The following is a 16,984-nucleotide window of genomic DNA, read 5'->3' as shown; positions in this document are numbered from 1 at the left end:
CCTCGAGCCTTATGCGTTCGCGGCGTCTTCGCCGTCCCTGGCCGTTCGGAGCTGCCAGCTCAACGTCACCGTCAATCCGCCTCCGGGCGTATTCGAGTACCGGACGCCGGATTTGTCGCCGAAGCCGAGCTTCAGCCTCTGGTTCACGTTCCAGATGCCGTACCCCATGCCTTGCCGCATGGGCAAGCCGAGCTGCTGCGTCAATTCCGCGAGCTTCTCCGGCGGGACGCCGACTCCGTCGTCCGCGACTTCAATCTCGGCCCGATCTCCCGTCCGCCTGACCGCGATGCGGATGAGACCGCCTTCGACGAGCGGCTCCAGACCGTGCACGACGGCGTTCTCGACGACGGGCTGAAGCAGCAGCCGAGGCACCTCCAAGCTCGCCATCTCTTCGGACAGCTCGATTTCGTACCGGATCCGCTTCAGTCTCAGCGCCTGAATGGCCAAGTAATTTTCCACGAGCCGAATTTCCTCTTCCACCGTCGCTTCCGGCTTTTCGGACCGGGTCGTGTACTTGTAATAGTCTCCGAGATTCATCGCCATCTTCTCTACCGCTTCTTCTCTGCCGAGCCTTGCCATGTTCACGATGTAATAGAGGCAGTTATAGAGGAAATGGGGATTGATCTGCGATTGCAGCTGCTTTAATTGGGCGTCCCGCGTCGTCAGTTCCTCCCGGTAGACCCGCTCCACGAGATCGCCGATCTGGCCGGTCATCTCGTTGAACTGCTGAAACACGAAACGGAATTCGTTCGGCGGGCGGTTCAGAATCCGCGTCGTGAAATCTCCCCTCTTCACGCTCTTCAAGCTTCTAAGCAAAATCCGCAGAGGATGCTGAACGTGCCGGTACAAGAGAAACGCGACGATGAATCCCATGACGAGCAACAGGCCGATCGAGGCGTAGAACAGCCGGTTGCTCATCTTCATCGGCAGCAGCACGTGCTGCATCGGCACGAAATCGACAAGTCTCCAGCCCAGGGCGGGACTGTCGATGCTGTTCACCAAATACGTTTCCCCGCTCAGCTTGACGTTGAAGGAGTCGAGTTTTTTCGTCGGTCTGTCGTTCAACACGCCGGCGACCAGCTCGACGGTCTTCCGGTCGGCGCTGCTGTTGGCAATGATACCGGAATCCGGGTCGTAGAGGAACGGCTCTCCCTGAGCGGATAGCTTGTATTCATCCAACATGCCGATCAAGTTGGCGTCGGAAAACCGGATTTCGACGATATTGTCCGCTTTAAGCGGATTATAGTAGGCCGAATACGGCGTGGCCGCGTAGAAGTAAAAGTCGAACCGGCCAGGCCGATCGGCCGACGAAGGCCAAGCCTTCCAGTGGCTGGCTACCCGGCTCTTCAAATAGTCGGGATCGTAAACCACGCCGGAAGCCGGCGAGATCGCCTGCGAAGACAGCGGGAAATAAACGCTGATGTCCATCGGCCACTCCATCGTATTGCTTTGCACGGCGATGCGGGCTTCGAGCTGCTGTTTGAATTGGATGACGTTGAAATAATCCTTGAAGCTTTCCAGCGTATCCACCGAGCGCAACGAAGGATCCGAGCTGAGCAGAAAGCCGCTGCGGGACATATGGTTGACCTGCGTGTTCATCCGATTCTGCAGGAACCCCAGCCGGCTGATCAGCGATTCACTGACGGTTTCCTTCACAACCCTTACGGAAACAACGTTCGAATAGGAATAGAGGAGAACGACCAGGATTAACAATAGCACGATAAAGAAAAAGATTTTATGGAAGATTGTCCATCTCGTCTCGTTCAATCCCTTGCGCCTCCTCTTCCTTTTTTTCTGCGTACCCTACTCCTTCACCGCGCCCATAATGACCCCTTTAACGAAATATTTTTGCAGGAACGGGTACACGAGCAGAATCGGTAGCGCCCCGATGAAGATTTGCGCCGCTTTGACCGTCCGGTTGGAGATGTCCTCGAGCGCGCGCGGGTCCATCGTAATCTTGCTAAAGTCCTGCTGCACGATGATCGTCTGCAGCAAGGTCGCCAGCGGATAATTCTCGGCTTTCGTGTTATAGATCATCCCGTCGAACCACGAGTTCCAATGACCGACCATCGTGAACAGCGCCAAGGTCGCGATCGCGGGCAACGAAAGGGGGAAATACACCCGCCACAACGTCGTAAAATGGTTCGCCCCGTCGATCAAGGACGCTTCTTCCAATTCCTTCGGGATAGCCCGGAAGAAATTAAGCATCAGGATTAGCGAAAACACGTCCACCGCTCCCGGAAGCACGAGCGCCCAGATCGAATTGTTCAGTCCGAGCTTGATCATCAACATATAACTCGGCACCAGCCCACCGCTGAACAGCATTGTGAAGACGAAATACCAAATATATAGGCTGCGCCCCTTGAAAGAGCGCTGTTCTTTCGATAAAGGATAACTCGTAACGAGCAGCAATACCAGAAAAATAAACGTGCCCAGTAGCGTGCGAATCGTCGAGATGGCCATCGCGTTCACGAAATTCCGGTTCTCGAACGTCTTGCGGAACGCGTCTATCGTGAAGTCGACCGGCCAGAAATCAACCAGATTGGCGTTCGCCGCCGCCTTGCCGCTAAAAGCGACCGCCAAAATATGAATCATGGGCAAAATGCACGCGAGGGACAGCAACGCGAGAAACGCGATATTGACCACCGTAAAAGTCCGATAACCCAAAGATTTGTCAATCACGGGAAACCCCTCGTTTCACTTAGAAGTACGAGTTCAAAAAGTCTGATTTTCAAGAAGGTTGGATGAAGACCGGTGATGAGGAACAGAATGTAGGCAAACCTACATGATTACCGGAAGATCCGGCTGAATTCAAGATTAGACGTCGAATCCGCTTCCCGATTAGCTTCGTGATCAAAATTGGGCTTTTTGAACATCCTCTTAGAAGATGCGATAGTTGGCCCAGACGTATGCCATCCGGTAAGCCGTCACGATGAGAAACATGCCGATGATCGACTTGAATAGGCCGACCGCCGTGCCGAACCCCAAGTTTCCTTGCACGAGCGCGGTTCGATAGACGTAAGTGTCGATAATGTCCCCTTTTTCGTACACCATAGAATTGTACAGGTTAAAGATTTGATCGAAGCCCGCGTTCAGAATGCCTCCGAGCGCCAGCGTTCCGACGACGATCGTAATGGGTATCATGGCGGGCACGGTAATATGCAGCGTTTGTTTCCACCGGTTCGCCCCGTCCACCAGCGCCGCTTCGTACAAAGTCGGGTTTATGCCCGCCAGCGTAGCTAGGAAAACGATCGTGCTAAAGCCGAATTCCTTCCACACGTGGCTGACGACGATCGTGAACCGGAACCAATTGCCGTCGCCCAAGAAGAAGATCGGATCTATTCCGAACAAGTTATACAGCAACCGGTTGATCATCCCTCCATCGACCGATAGCATGTCGATTAAGATCCCCCCGAGAATGACCCACGACAGAAAATGGGGCAAATAGACCAGCGTTTGCACCGTTCTCTTGAACGCGGCTTTGCGCACTTCGTTCAGCAATAGCGCGAACAGGAAGGGCACGACGAGTCCGGCTACGATTTTCCAAGCCGAGATGACGACCGTGTTCCAGATTACCTGAACGCTGTCCTGCTGGCCGAACAATTTGTGAAAGTTATTGAAGCCTACCCAAGGCGAGCCCCCGATTCCCAGCCAAGGCTTGAAATCCTGGAAAGCCATGATCACTCCCGCCATGGGCAAATACGCGAAGATGAACACCGCGATCACGGCAGGAACCATCATCGCGTGAAGCTGCCAGTTTCTTCTCCAATTCCAGCCGATCTTCGGTTCGTATGTCGCTTTTTTCATGCTCCTGCCTCCTCCGGTTCTCGGCCGCAAAACGCGGAACGATCCTTGAGCCGCGCACGGCGGGCTCAAGGATCGTTCCGCCCGTCTTCCTGGGTTACTTGCCCCCTGCTGATTTGTACCATTCTTGGATTTCCTTGGTGACTTGTGCGCCACCGGCAGCATTCCAATCCTTGACGAAGTCGTCGAAGGAGTCCAGGCTAGCGTTGCCGTACAGGATTTTCGTGAAGGCGGTAATCTCCATCCGCTTCAGGTTCTCCCATTTGTCCTTGTAAGTCGGTGTCGGAGCGCCGGTAAACAGATTGTCGAGCGTATACTGATGCTGGCTGGAGACGATCGACGCCGCTTCCAACTGTTGCTTCGTGGAAGAGAGCGCGAGCTTCTTCTCATACGGCGTCGAAGGCTCCTTGCCATCGTAAAGCTCCGCCAGCGTCTTGACGAACATGGATGGCGTGCGCGGCGGGATGCCGAGGAAATATTTCGCCGGATCGATGTATCCGCCCGGAATGTTCCCCTCGAACACCGGTTTGCCGTCGACGATATCGTAGTCGTAGCCCTTGGCGAAACCGTATTCGAACTCGCCGCCTGCCACCGGATCGTTATAATGGTCGTACATATAGTTGATATACTTGAAATAGATTTCCGGATGTTTCATGTCTTTGTTAATCAACGTGACCAACACGTGCGTGCCTTCGCTAGCCTGGCCTATTTTACCGTCCGGTCCCGCAGGCAGCGGATAAGGCTTCACGACCGCTTCCGGTACGTTCTTAACGACGTCTTGCAGCGGCCAGTTATACAACCATGTCGGACCGAAGGCGATGCCCGCCTTGCCGGAGATGAACAGCTCGGCTGCCTTCATTTCATCCTGGAGCGCGACCTCCTTATGCAGATAGCCCTTCTCGATCCATTCCTTCAGCTTGCCTAGCGCCTGCTTGATTTCCGGTCGCACCGAGCCGTACACAACCTCGCCGCTCTCGTCCTTCTCCCAGATTTGCGGCACCGCTCCGAACGCTCCGAAGATTTCTCCGGTACCGATCCAAGCGTTATAGCTTTCCTTCATGGTCGAGATCATACCGTACGTATCCTTCTTGCTGTTGCCGTCCGGATCTTGATTCACGAAGGCGTCCATGACCTTCTCCATCTCGTCGATCGTCGTCGGCGCCTTTAAGCCGAGCTTATCCAGCCAATCCTGGCGAATAAACATCGCGTCGTCGTGCTGCATGATATAATCGATTCCCGGGATCGCCATTCGCTTTCCGTCCCTAACGTAAGGAAGCCAAGCGTCCGGCACTTCGGCCATCGCTTTCTTGTAAGCTTCCGAAGCGTATTTGTCGAACAGCGCCCCCGCATCCTGGAATTTACCCGATTCGATCAACGCGTGGGCTTCCGTTCCCGGAACTTCAATAATGTCGGGAAACTCTTCATTGGCCGTCATCGACAGAGTCAGCTTCGTCTTGAAGGCATCGTTGGCCTTCGGAGTCGTCCATAAATACTTAACGTTGATTCCGAGCCGCTCTTTCATCCACTTCGTATACACGTTGTTGTCGATCGTCTCCCCGTCCTTGAACTTGACGTCGTCCCCGAGCGCACGGACGTTCGTAAGCGTCACTTCCGGGACGAATTTGCCATCGATTTCGGGCAACGAATCTCCCTCTCCCGCTGCTCCGTTCGATGCTGCGCCCGCTTCCCCCGAAGCGGACGGAGACGAATTGCCATTCCCCGAACAACCGGCGACCAAACCCGCGATCAGAATAACCGCCAAAACCAGGCTGAACCGTTTACGCCATTGGTATTGCATGCAAGACACCCCTTATCAGCGATATATTAAGCTACAAAATTCAGTATAGACATCCTAATCGCCGTGGTATATTGTAACCGCTTAACATTCATTGGTTTCTGTTAGCCAACTTCTAATCCATGCCGCTTCGCTCTTTGATGCGCGTTGCCGACATAGGGAAAAGACCGGTACAAGCCTCAAGAGAGGCTTCGCCGGCCTGATGCAGATTGTAGAAGTCCTTACCTTGACATTGTCCATCCCCGTCTCGTCCGTCGTATCGGTCAACTGGTCGCCGCGGGTCTCATCCGCCAATGCTGCAAAGAGGCAGCTTCATGCTCCGTCCCCGCCGTCGAACGTGAATCCGTGGACGTGATCCGCCAGCCAGACACCGGTCTTCTGCAGATTTGTTCCCGTATCGCGAATCGCGTTGCCGCGAAAGACGTTGTCGGCGGACGCCCCCTCTGCATAGATGCCATATCCGGACTGCTCGTTGCCGTTATCCTCGACGACGTTGTTCGTCCAGATATTCCGGTTCGCGCCGTTGCCCGTTTTCTCCGGTCTGAAAATAATGCCGCTTTTGGCGTTGCCTCGGAACTCGTTGCCGTCGAACAGATTGTCGCTATCCTTATGCCCGATCGAGATGCCGCATTCTCCGTTGCCGGAAAACGTATTGCGCGAGAAATCTCCATGCTGCACGCGCCAGCAAATGAACAATCCCGCCCGACCGTTGTCGCTGCAATCGCATTCCGTCACGCGCGAGTACAGAGATCCCGAACCGGGGTGCAATCCGGAATCGGCGCAACGCCGGACGACGCAGCGATGTAGGGAGATGTTCTCCGTAATCTGCCAGCTGATTCCGTCCCCGTTGAAGTCCAAGACGGATACCCTTTCGATCCGGCAATTGTTCGCTTTGTATAAATAGATGCCGCCGGCTCGACAACCGCCAATCGGCCCGTTCGCGGCTTTGTTGCCGTCTATCGTCAAGTCGGAGATCAGGACGTGCCCGATTTCCGTTCCTTCGATGATCGAGCAGGCGTTCGTGACGGTACCCCCGTTATCCGCTTCGTAATCCCGGACCAGATAACGGTCGAAATGCAGCACGTTGCCTTCGATGGCTGTCACGACCGCCGTGCTTTCGTCCCAGCCGTATTTTTGCGAGTCGTCGAAGATTTGCAAGCCCATGCCGACGCGGAACCCGGAGGCGTCCTCGACCTCCGCTCGTAGCTCTCCGTAATCGGCGTCAAGCGTAAAGCGGCTTCGGAAGCCGTCCGCCTTGCGCAGCACCGTCTCCGGACCCGATCCTTGCAAGGTTAAGCCGTCTACGAGCCGAACCGGCCCGTCCATCCGAAAGATGCCTTTATCCAGCAGAACGCCGCCCCCGCCCGACCGCGAAGCCGCTTCGACGGCCGATTGGATCGCCTGGGAGGTAAAACCCGGGAAGTCGCTGTCCGGACCTCCGACCGTAATCGGTTGTTTTCTGCTCTTTAACACGTGGTTTCCGTTCATTTCGGTTCCTCCTCGGATATCGTTATCTAGTTAGCCCCGCGAAATGACGCCCCGAGGGCAATTAATCCTATTATACCGAGCGCAACGTACTGCCAACTATTGTAATTTCCCATCTTTTATAGTCTTTTGATAACTTATTATTGAGGGGCGACTTTATACCGGACTTTATACCGCCTATTCGGTCAAGATTGTTTCCTGAAAGGTAATGTTCCACTTCCAAAACGAAAAGCCCCGCCGATTTGCCTTGATGGCAAACCGGCGGGGCTTTTCGTTATTTCTTACGATCGGACGGAAGCCAAAGAGCGAACAGTCCAACGAGCGGAAGGAAGCTGCAAGCGAGCATCACGTCGTACAGTCCATAAACGTCCGCCGCTTTTCCTAGCGCGACAGCTCCGATAGCTCCCATGCCGAAGGCTAATCCGGTCGTCAAACCGGAAGCCATGCCGACGTTCGCCGGCATAAGGAATTGCGCGTATACGACGCTGACGGAGAAGCCGGATAATACGACGAATCCGAGCACCGTAATGACGGGATAGATCCAGAATAGCGGAAGATGAGGGAGAACGAGGGCGATCGGGGCCGCACCGGCTATGGAGAACACGATCATGTTCTTCAACCCGAGCTTATCCGCGAGAACCCCGCCGAAATAAGTGCCGAGCACGCCCGCCGCTAGAAACAGGAACACCGGAATCTGGGCTTGCTGCGTCGTGAGCCCATAGTGATCCTTCAGGAAAAACTGATAGAAGCTGCTAATTGCCGCATGGTACCACGAACGGGCAAATACCAGAAACACGAGCATCGCCATCGCGAATTTGACCCGCGGATGGCTCATTTTCTCGACTAGCGTCGAACCAGCCTTGCCCGCTGCCGCCCTCGACCGTTCCGTCTCCCACTCCGCCAGCTTGCGTCTATACCAAGGTAAGAGTCCGAGCAATACCGCAATCGCGAATCCCGCGAACAAAGTTCCCCAGATCGCGCCGAATTGTCCGAGCGGCACGAAAATGAATGCCGTCATCAGGGGAGCCAAGGAGCTACCCGCGTTCCCTCCGACTTGATAGACCGATTGGGCGAATCCGCGCTTGCCTCCGGCCGCGAAATACACCACTCTCGAGCCCTCGGGGTGAAAGATCGCCGAACCTAATCCGATGAAGACGACCGCAATCAGCAAGAACCAGAACTGCGGAGCGAAAGCGATGCCTATCATACCGATCATGCTTAGGCCCATCCCGATCGGGAGCATGATCGGCATCGATCGGCGGTCGGAATAGGCGCCGACGACGGGTTGCATAACGGATGAAGTCATATTCAACATAAAACCGATCCAGCCGACCTGCATGAGCGACAAGTCCAAAGAATCTTCCAAGATCGGGTACAAAGCCGGCACGACCGCTTGCATGGAATCGTTAAGCATGTGCACTAAGCTAATCGCCAAGAGCACGGGCATTACGGCTTTGGTTCCCTGCGATGCCGCCGAATTGGAACCAACGTTTGAAGCCACGAGTCATTCCTCCGATGAGATAAAGCTTATGAATATCAAGTTTAGGAGCGGAGTTCCTTGATGTCAAGGAATGACATTGTGACATTAGGCAACAATCGATCTCTTTCCTTATCCCTGGGCTTCAATCTACTTTCAGCAAAGCGTCAATGAAAGCCTTTATCCCCTTCTTGTCCGTCGAGGACGACCATTTGTCCAATTGCGCTTGTTCCCCGTCGAAAAAATATTCCAGAACGCGTCTCAGTTCCTCGATATAACCGCGTTCATCTAAGCGGCTTTCTCGTTCGAGGGTCATGACCAGTCCGCTCCAATTTGGGACACCTCGCTCCAAGGGAGCCCACTCGGGGTACTCCTCGGCTAATCTCGCGGCGGTTTCGATCGAGCCCGCGACGTACAGTTCGACCGCCAAGTAATTGCCGATAAAGCGATGAGACCGGTCGCTCTCCATCGCCTCCCGGAACTGTTCTGCCGCATCCGCAAACCGTCGTTGCATCATTAGCGCGGACGCATACCGGGACTGGGTGTAACCCTCCGGTTTGCCTCCGTTCGCGATAAGATACCTATGGTAGTACTCATCGGCTTTCGCCCAATTCCGCCGGCTTTCGTAAACATCGAATAATTGAAACAATATATCCCTGCTCCCCGGATTCAACTCCTGCATTTTCTCGAGATAAGAGATCGCCTCCTCGGACAACTCATATTCTCGGGCCATGGAAGCTTGTGCCCCTAGAATGCGGATGATCATATGCAGGCTGTGCCGATCCGACCGGTCGGCTGCGAAGTCTTTCTTATATGCAGACAGAGCCAAATCCAACTGCTCGTTGATCATAAATTCATCCGCGGCGGTAAGGGTGCGCTCCTTCAAATAGAAGAACGGCAAAGCTCCCATCGTATTTTCGTTTAACCGATAGCCATCGCTTCTCGTGATCATTCGGTCGTTGGCGTCATAGGCCTCAACGTACCATGAATAGCGGTTGTTCGGATTCGCTAAACCGAGCAAATCCTTAGCCGTGACGACCATCTTGCCGTCCACTTCCCTTAGCGAGAACCCACCGGATGCTTGGTAAAGGGTTTCGACGGGTACGTCCGCGGAAGCGTCCGCGATTCGATCTTGCAATCGCAAATTCGATACGCCGCTTTCGAGCGGCGCTTTCCCATATAGCGCATAGTACGCCGCCCCTTCGACGGGTTTCCAGCGGAACTTCACCGTTCTTCCGGTGAGGGTCGCATCGTTAGCCGGCTCCTGAATTTCGATCAGCGGACGCAGCGTCACGTCCTGGGCGACCGAGTGTCCGTTACCGACCGCAATCCAATCGTCAACCATCGTCGGCCATGTCCAACCATCGATCTGATCGTACAGTAGCCCGATATACAATTGATAATTGCCCGGGATGACGTTCTTGAACTCATATCTCCCATGGGAGTCCGTAATCATCTGGTACGGTTCTCCGTCCGTTACGCTATGGCTAACGTCTTGTTCAGCCCTTAAGAATACGCCTACGCGAGCCATAGCCGTGCCATCGCTTCGTTTCACGGTACCCGACACGGTTGCCGTCTCGGTTTGCGCATTGTCGTTCAATGCGCGCACCAATTGCTCCCGGAACGAGGTGAGCTGTTCCAACTTAACCGGCGTAAATTCGTCCATTTCGGGAAACTTCTTTTTCTCGTCCGCCATCCACTTCCTGGTCTCGTCCAACTCTCGATCGATTTCCTTAAGCGCGAAATCCGCCCTGCCTTCCCCCACGAGCAATTGCGCCTTTAACTGCGCAACCTTTCCATCGAAATCGAGATCGACCGAAGGCCGCTTTGCTTCTAGTTCGCTTATAAGCCGCATAGCTTCGCCCGATTCGCCGGCGTTCGAAAGTAACTTCGCTCGTTCGAACTTCAGTTTATCCGACGTCGAGCGTCCTGAACGCGACTCCGTCTCTTCCAATATCGCCAGCGCCTCGTCCGTACGGTCATCGCTAACGAAGTATTGAACGAGTTGATTCGCCGCGCTGATTCGATAGATGTCATCGGGACCTTCATCCAAATACTGCCGCAAATAAGGAAGCTTCTCCTCCCAGCTCCAGATACGGCTTTCCCTTTCGGTAGAATGGCTCATGATCGAACCGGAGCCTACGTATACGTCGAAGCTGTGCGCCGGAGAATCCGATCCGTAGCCGATCATGTATTCGCGTATCAGCTCCCACTTCTTGGATGGGGAAGCCGCATTCTCCAGCGCGGCCAGCAGGCTTTTCTTCCCTCCGACGTTCCCGGCTTCGTAGTCCTTGACGGCCGTGCTTACCTGAAGCTTCGGGATAACGACGAATTGAAGCAAAGATAGGAGGATGCCGATCGCAGCAACTCCCATGACCAAGTGCTTAACCTTGAGGGTCACCTTCAAGCGAAGCCACCGCCCTCTCGTATTGATCTTTCCAATAGGTGTTGCCGCCGGCTTCTATGAGTTGCCTTTGATCCCCTTGGCGCGTTTCATCGCTAATTTCCGAATTCCGTACTTGAACGACCGCCATAATCGCAATAATGACGGCCATGCTCATGCCGAGCGGAAGAAGCGACACTTCGATTTCCTTGTTCCACAAGGCGCTCCATTTCTGCCTCCAAGTGCGGGGATGGGCGAGCCCCAACACTTCCGCTTCTTTCGTAAACCTCATCCGGCCAAGTTCTTCGTCCAGCTTTGTTTTATAGTGCTCCCGCTCCGTCTTCATCCCCATCCCCCTCTTCCTCAAGCATTTGCCTCAGCCTCATTCGGCCTCTGGCCAATCTGGCTTTCACCGTATTCTCGTTGCTCTTGACGTGCTCGGCGATCTCCAGCACGCTAAGTTCGTTGTAATAGTACAACGTAATGACTTCTCGATACCGATAATCAAGCCGATGGATCGCCTCGCTCAAGCGTTGATTGCGCCATTCCGCTAGCAAGAGATTTTCCGGACCGGGTTCGGTTTCCTCGATCATCCGTTCGATAGAAGCCGAGGGAAACAGATTCCTCCAGCTCCAAGTTCTCATTTTCATCCGGCACCGATTCACGACGATTCGGAGGAGCCAACCGCGGAGCTTATCCGGCTCTTTAAGCTGATGAATTTTGCGATAAGCTTGTATAAAAGTATCCATGACCGCTTCCTCTGCCGCCTGCCGATCTTTCACAAGCAAGAAGGCGGTACGTTGCAATTCATCGCCGTACTGCGCCATTAAGGCTTGAAGCGCCAGCTCGTCTCTCTCTAGTAATCTCCGAACGACATCCAGGTCTGCTCCCCCTCTCCTACACAATAAGATGCGTCTCCTCGCGATCGGGTTGCATCCCGCCTTAAATTTTATTCGCGTAAAATAATAAACGGCCCGCAAGCCGATGGACTTGGGGCCGGTTTTGTATTTGGTCTATTCCGTCTTGAACTTAAAGTTTCTAGCCCAATAGATGATCGGTGTCGATGCGACGGAAATAATAAACTTCAGCACATAAGTCGTAATTACGATTTCCCACCAAACGTCCCACGGATATTCCCCGGCGAAAGCAATCGAGCAAAAAATGAGCGTATCGACCAATTGACTAACGCCCGTGCTGCCGTTGTTGCGGATCCATAGCTGGCTCCTCGTCGGATATTTGACCTTGAGCTTGCTGAATAGCTTAACGTCGAGAAATTGGCTGACCAGATACGCGGCCAAGCTGCCAAGCGCGATACGCGGAGCTAAACCGAATATCGTCTGTAACGCCGGATGTCCGAAATCGGTCTCCTGCGGTTCGAACACGAGCACCATCTGCATAATGGCCGTAGACATGAGCAAGAAGAAAAATCCGAACCAAACCGCTTTTTTCGCTTCCTTCTCTCCGTACTTCTCGTTCAACAAGTCCGTCGTCAGGTAGATCGTGCCGTACATCGTATTGCCGAGCGTCATGACGAAGCCGAACATTCCGATCGTCTTGACCACTTGAATGTTGGCGAGCACGACCGCCGCGGCGATCCAGGCGTACAGCCCCATCTTGCCGAACAACCGGTAACAGATCAAGAACAACGCAAAGTTGACCAGGACGAATAACACGCCCCAACCTAAGTTAAACATTAAACCATCCTCCTAGTTTTGTTGACGCGGGAGTTTGCGAACCGCGGCTCCGCTTTGCGGAGCGAACGGCTTATTATAGCATGAAAAAAACGAATGCGGGACGGAATATCATTCCATCTCGCATCCGTTTGTATAAGTCGACTGTCGATCGGGGTTAAGCCGCCTCTTTCTTGAGGTTTTCTTCTTGCGGGTGTTTGACCTTCCCGACGAGTAAGCTTAGAGGCAGGGCGGCTACCGCGATGAAGGTCGCGATCAGGTAAACGTCGTTCACGCTCATCGTAAAGGACATCATCGAGATAAATGCTTTATCGGTTTCTCCCGCCATGGCGAAATCCATGCCGTGGTGTACGGACCGCGTTGCCAGCAAAGTCGTAAAGATGGCGATCGCGAACGAGCCGAACACGTTCCTCGTCCAGTTCATGATGGCGGACGCGTGACCGGACAATTCGCGAGGTACCAGTTCCATGCCCGCGTTGCTGGAAGGCATCATGACCAACGCGATGCCGAGGTTACGAACGATCATCCAGAATAAAATGTAGGAATGGGATACGTCGATGCTAAGCCAGCTTAACGTTAACGACCCTACGGATAACAGGACGATCCCCGTAACCATGAGCCAGCGCGGTCCGACGATCCCGTAGAGCTTGCCTACGATCGGCATCACGAGCGCCATGGCCAGCGAAGCCGGCAACAGGATAAGTCCGGTGTCCATCGCGGACACGTGCTGGATTCTTTGCAAGAATACCGGGGTAAGGAAAGTTCCCGAGTATAGGCTGATCGTCAGAATGTTGGCGATAATGAGATTTAGAGTATATCTGCCGTTCTTGAACACTCGTAAGTTCAATAGAGGCGTCTTGGCCGTAAGCTCTCTCCATATGAAAAGAACGAGAGTGATCGAACCCCCGACGAGCAAGGAGATAATTTCCCAAGAATCCCAGCCCCAATTATGTCCTTGTCCCAGCGCCAGCAACAAGGCCGAACTGCTCGCGATAACGGTAATGAGTCCGAATGCGTCGAAACTCTTGGGAACGCTAAGCCGATAATAAGGAATATAAGCGATGACGCACCAGATCGCGATTAAACCGATCGGCACGTTCATCAGGAACAACCACTGCCAATCGTAGTGTTCAAGCAGCCAACCGCTAAGCGTAGGCCCGAATGCCGGAGCCATCATGGAAGCCAGTCCCCATAACGCCATGGCCATCGGTTGTTTTTCCCTTGGTATAATCTGATAGATGATAGACATCGTTGCCGGAATGATCAATCCGCTGAACGCGCCCTGTAATACGCGGAACGCGATCAAGGACGATTCATCCCATGCGGCGGCGCATAACGCGGAAGATAACGTAAATCCGATCAACGAGAAGAGGTACAATCTCTTGTAGCTGAACTTCTCGCCCAAATAACCCACGATCGGCGCCGTCGTGCCCATGGCAAGCATAAAGCCGGTTAACGTCCATGTGATCGTATCCAATGACGTATCGAAATGGTCTTTCAAAATCTCCAAAGCGATGTTAATCGTGCTAGAAGCAAGAATACATAGGAACGAACCTATAAAAATTGCAACCATTACCGGTAGAAAACGTATTTCTTGATTGGTGTTGCCGCTGTTCATCTCTCTACTCCACACCCTCCACAGTACTATGTATATTTTTACATAAAAATTGGTACGGAGAATTATCATACTACTGGAATTACCATCTGTCAAAGTTTGTTATCGCCTGGAGGCTCGGACATGAATACCCTCTCTTATGGACTATTAAGCCTGATCTCCCACTCGCCTTTGTCCGGTTACGACTTGATGCTGAAGATCCAGCCGTTCTGGCCGGCCAAGCACAGTCAGATTTACCCGTTGCTCGCGAACATGGAGAAGGAAAACCAAGTGACGTTCGAACTGGTTTCCCAAAGCGACAAGCCGGACAAAAAAGTCTATTCCATAACGGCAGAAGGAATAGAATCGCTGAAGCTGTGGTTGACGGAGCCCGCTTCCGACCCGGTCATGAGGGACGAACTCATGCTTAAAGCCTATTGCGTCTCTTTCGTCGATCCGGCGATTTCCCGTAAGCTGTTCATTGATCGTCTGGAGTATTACCATATGAAATTGCAAAGGTACAAAGATAAGATCGCGAATATTCAAAAGGCCGATGGCTTGAAGGAAGGCGAAGTTCCTTCCTACCGCTCCCCCTTGTTCGGAGCTTATATTTTGCTTAACAAAGCGCTAATGAGCTGTCGAACCAATATCGAATGGTGCGAATGGGTACTTTCCGTCATACCCCCCGAGGAAAAATAAGACGCCATTCCTCACCGAGCGCGCTCGTAGCCCCGAGATAGATGGTTATTCAGGTAAAAGTCAAAAAAGACTGATCGTTCCGGCACAGGGAACGATCAGTCTTTTTTGCGTTATTTTATTACAAATGCGTGCGGGGAGTTAAGATGTCCCTATCTGCTTTGCCTCCTGCTCTGCGCTTGGTCACGGCCGCCCAGCCTTTACGAATCCATGGAAGCAGAACGTAGTCGAGCCCGAATTTCCCCGCGTTCGCCCCTCCCGCCAGCACGATCATTCCGATAAGCAGAAGCCAAGGATTAGTCGACACCGTTCCGGCGAACAAGAACAGGAAGTTCATCAGCACTCCGAAGAATGCGGCGGCGGCCGTTAATCCCCCTACGATAAGCCCCAAGCCGACCAGAAACTCCCCGACGGGAATCAAGAAATCGATCAGCTTCACGTTCGGCAGCGCGAAATGCTCCAAGAATGCCGTATACGTCGGGAAAATCGCTTCTTTGGTCGCTTTGTCCGCAATCGGATTCGCGACCGCGTTCTTCAAGAATCCCGCCGCGGTGAATGCTTCGCTTCCGGTTAATTTATGCCAGCCCGCCTCCATCCACTGCCAACCCAGATAGATGCGTATAAACGTAAACGCCACTGCTGCCCAGACGTTTTCCTTCAGAAATTTCGAAACCATAGCAGCCATCTCCTATTCGGATAATCTTATGTTGATCTTGCACCCTCATTATGCTCCCGTCGTCAAAAAGATAGTGTGAATAAAATCACAAACTATGTGTCGAAATGTTGAAGACAGCAATACGTGATACAATAGTCGAAAAACGTACTGGAGATTACCTGCGATGAAGGAAAACAACTCAAACTTAAACGCTAAGCAGGAGCAGGCCATTATCATAGGAGCCGGACCCTGCGGATTATCCGCCGCGCTCGAACTGCAAGCCATCGGGATCGAACCCCTGTTGCTCGAGAAAAACGCGGTCGTCCATTCCATCTATCAATATCCGACTTATATGAACTTCTTCAGCACCGCCGAATTGTTAGAGATCGGAGGCATTCCGTTCACGAGCCCGAACGACAAACCCTCTCGCCGCGAAGCGCTGCAATATTACCGGGACGTCGCTCTCCGTCGTCAACTGCGCATCCGCGCTTATGAAGCGGCAACTGCCATCCTACCTCAAGAAGACGGAGCATTCCGCGTGGAAACCTCCGACCGGTTCGGCGGAAAGCGCGTCTACGAGACGCCTTACGTCGTCGTCGCGACCGGCTACTTCGACCACCCGAACCTGCTTGGCATCCCGGGAGAAGAGCTCCCGAAGGTTACGCATTTCTTCGGCGAGGCGCATCCGTATACCGGGATGAAGGTGGCGATCATCGGCGGAAACAACTCCGCGGTGGACGCGGCGATGGAACTGTTGCGGGTAGGCGCCGAGATTACGGTCGTCTATCGAGGAGAAGACTATTCGCCCAGCATTAAGCCTTGGGTCAAACCGCTATTTCAGGGCATGGTTAATAAAGGGAATATCCGCATGATATTCTCTTCTCGAGTGGTCGGAATCGGGGAAAATACGATCACCGTTCAGCCGAACGATCAAGATAGCGAATCCTATACGCTCGATAACGATTTCGTGCTTGCATTGACCGGTTTTCGGCCAGAGCGAACATTGCTGACGGATGCGGGAGCGGAAGTCGATGCCGAGTCGACGATTCCGACCTTCGATCCGGAGACGATGGAATCGAATGTCCCCGGTCTATTCATCGCGGGCGTAATCGCCGCCGGACGGGAAGCGAACGAGATATTCATCGAAAGCGGACGCCACCACGGCGAGCTGATCGCTCGGCGTATCCGGCAACTCAGGGAATAGTGGCGCGGGAAAGGTGGGTGACGCTGGAAATTACTCGATTTAATCGAGTAATTCTCGTGAATTGGGCTTTACGGCGAAGAATTACTCGATTTTTTCGAGTAATTCTTGCGAGTTTGACTCTACGGCGAAGAGTTACTCGATTATTTCGAGTAATTCTCGTAAATTTGGCTCTACGGTGAAGAGTTACTCGATTTTTTCGA

Annotated in this window: 14 protein-coding genes; 2 read left to right on the top strand and 12 right to left on the bottom strand. The window is 53.3% G+C overall.

Features of this window, described 5'->3' with window-relative positions; all coding sequences use genetic code 11:
* Positions 1-9: 9 nt before the first annotated feature.
* From HH215_RS30085 to HH215_RS30035, 11 genes are all read right to left on the bottom strand, one after another.
* Positions 10-1,767, bottom strand: coding sequence for a sensor histidine kinase (locus HH215_RS30085; RefSeq protein WP_169283252.1), 1,758 nt, complete (start codon positions 1,765-1,767; stop codon positions 10-12).
* Positions 1,768-1,803: 36 nt separating this feature from the next.
* Entirely contained in the window at positions 1,804-2,682 is an 879-nt protein-coding gene (locus HH215_RS30080; RefSeq protein ID WP_254450270.1) for a carbohydrate ABC transporter permease, read from the bottom strand.
* A 198-nt stretch (positions 2,683-2,880) separates the two neighbouring features.
* A complete protein-coding gene (locus HH215_RS30075) occupies positions 2,881-3,807 on the bottom strand; it encodes an ABC transporter permease (protein ID WP_169283251.1) in 927 nt (308 codons plus the stop codon).
* Between the two features lie 94 nt (positions 3,808-3,901).
* A complete protein-coding gene (locus tag HH215_RS30070; RefSeq protein WP_169283250.1) occupies positions 3,902-5,602 on the bottom strand; it encodes an extracellular solute-binding protein in 1,701 nt (566 codons plus the stop codon).
* A 309-nt stretch (positions 5,603-5,911) separates the two neighbouring features.
* Positions 5,912-7,087 carry a right-handed parallel beta-helix repeat-containing protein gene (locus tag HH215_RS30065; RefSeq protein ID WP_169283249.1) on the bottom strand — a complete coding sequence of 392 codons (1,176 nt, stop codon included), beginning with the start codon at positions 7,085-7,087 and terminating at the stop codon, positions 5,912-5,914.
* 271 nt (positions 7,088-7,358) lie between these two features.
* Positions 7,359-8,531, bottom strand: a complete 1,173-nt coding sequence (locus HH215_RS30060) for an MFS transporter (RefSeq protein WP_169284649.1) — start codon at positions 8,529-8,531, stop codon at positions 7,359-7,361.
* Between the two features lie 175 nt (positions 8,532-8,706).
* Positions 8,707-10,968 carry a carboxypeptidase regulatory-like domain-containing protein gene (locus HH215_RS30055; protein ID WP_169283248.1) on the bottom strand — a complete coding sequence of 754 codons (2,262 nt, stop codon included), beginning with the start codon at positions 10,966-10,968 and terminating at the stop codon, positions 8,707-8,709.
* Positions 10,946-11,290 carry a hypothetical protein gene (locus HH215_RS30050; RefSeq protein ID WP_169283247.1) on the bottom strand — a complete coding sequence of 115 codons (345 nt, stop codon included), beginning with the start codon at positions 11,288-11,290 and terminating at the stop codon, positions 10,946-10,948. Before HH215_RS30050 ends, HH215_RS30055 begins: the two co-directional genes overlap by 23 nt.
* Positions 11,265-11,849 (bottom strand): sigma-70 family RNA polymerase sigma factor, encoded by a 585-nt coding sequence (locus HH215_RS30045; protein WP_310735516.1) that lies wholly within the window; start codon positions 11,847-11,849, stop codon positions 11,265-11,267. The genes HH215_RS30050 and HH215_RS30045 overlap by 26 nt, the downstream gene beginning before the upstream one ends.
* Before the next feature lie 108 nt (positions 11,850-11,957).
* Complete coding sequence (locus tag HH215_RS30040; RefSeq protein ID WP_169283246.1) at positions 11,958-12,638, bottom strand: queuosine precursor transporter; 681 nt, start codon at positions 12,636-12,638, stop codon at positions 11,958-11,960.
* Between the two features lie 154 nt (positions 12,639-12,792).
* Positions 12,793-14,253 (bottom strand): DHA2 family efflux MFS transporter permease subunit, encoded by a 1,461-nt coding sequence (locus tag HH215_RS30035; protein WP_169283245.1) that lies wholly within the window; start codon positions 14,251-14,253, stop codon positions 12,793-12,795.
* 120 nt (positions 14,254-14,373) lie between these two features.
* Here HH215_RS30035 and HH215_RS30030 point away from each other — a divergent pair, with 120 nt between their 5' ends.
* Positions 14,374-14,928, top strand: a complete 555-nt coding sequence (locus HH215_RS30030; RefSeq protein ID WP_169283244.1) for a PadR family transcriptional regulator — start codon at positions 14,374-14,376, stop codon at positions 14,926-14,928.
* Positions 14,929-15,046: 118 nt separating this feature from the next.
* Here the strand turns inward: HH215_RS30030 and HH215_RS30025 are convergent, their stop codons facing one another.
* Positions 15,047-15,601 (bottom strand): DoxX family membrane protein, encoded by a 555-nt coding sequence (locus tag HH215_RS30025; RefSeq protein WP_169283243.1) that lies wholly within the window; start codon positions 15,599-15,601, stop codon positions 15,047-15,049.
* Between the two features lie 163 nt (positions 15,602-15,764).
* Between HH215_RS30025 and HH215_RS30020 the strand changes: the two genes are divergently transcribed.
* Positions 15,765-16,784, top strand: coding sequence for a YpdA family putative bacillithiol disulfide reductase (locus HH215_RS30020; RefSeq protein WP_169283242.1), 1,020 nt, complete (start codon positions 15,765-15,767; stop codon positions 16,782-16,784).
* The last annotated feature ends 200 nt before the right edge of the window (positions 16,785-16,984 follow it).

Origin of the sequence: Cohnella herbarum (assembly GCF_012849095.1) — a bacterium.
Taxonomy (GTDB): domain Bacteria; phylum Bacillota; class Bacilli; order Paenibacillales; family Paenibacillaceae; genus Cohnella; species Cohnella herbarum.
The sequence above is the reverse complement of the archived record's forward strand: the minus strand, read 5'-3'. Positions and strand labels throughout refer to the sequence as shown.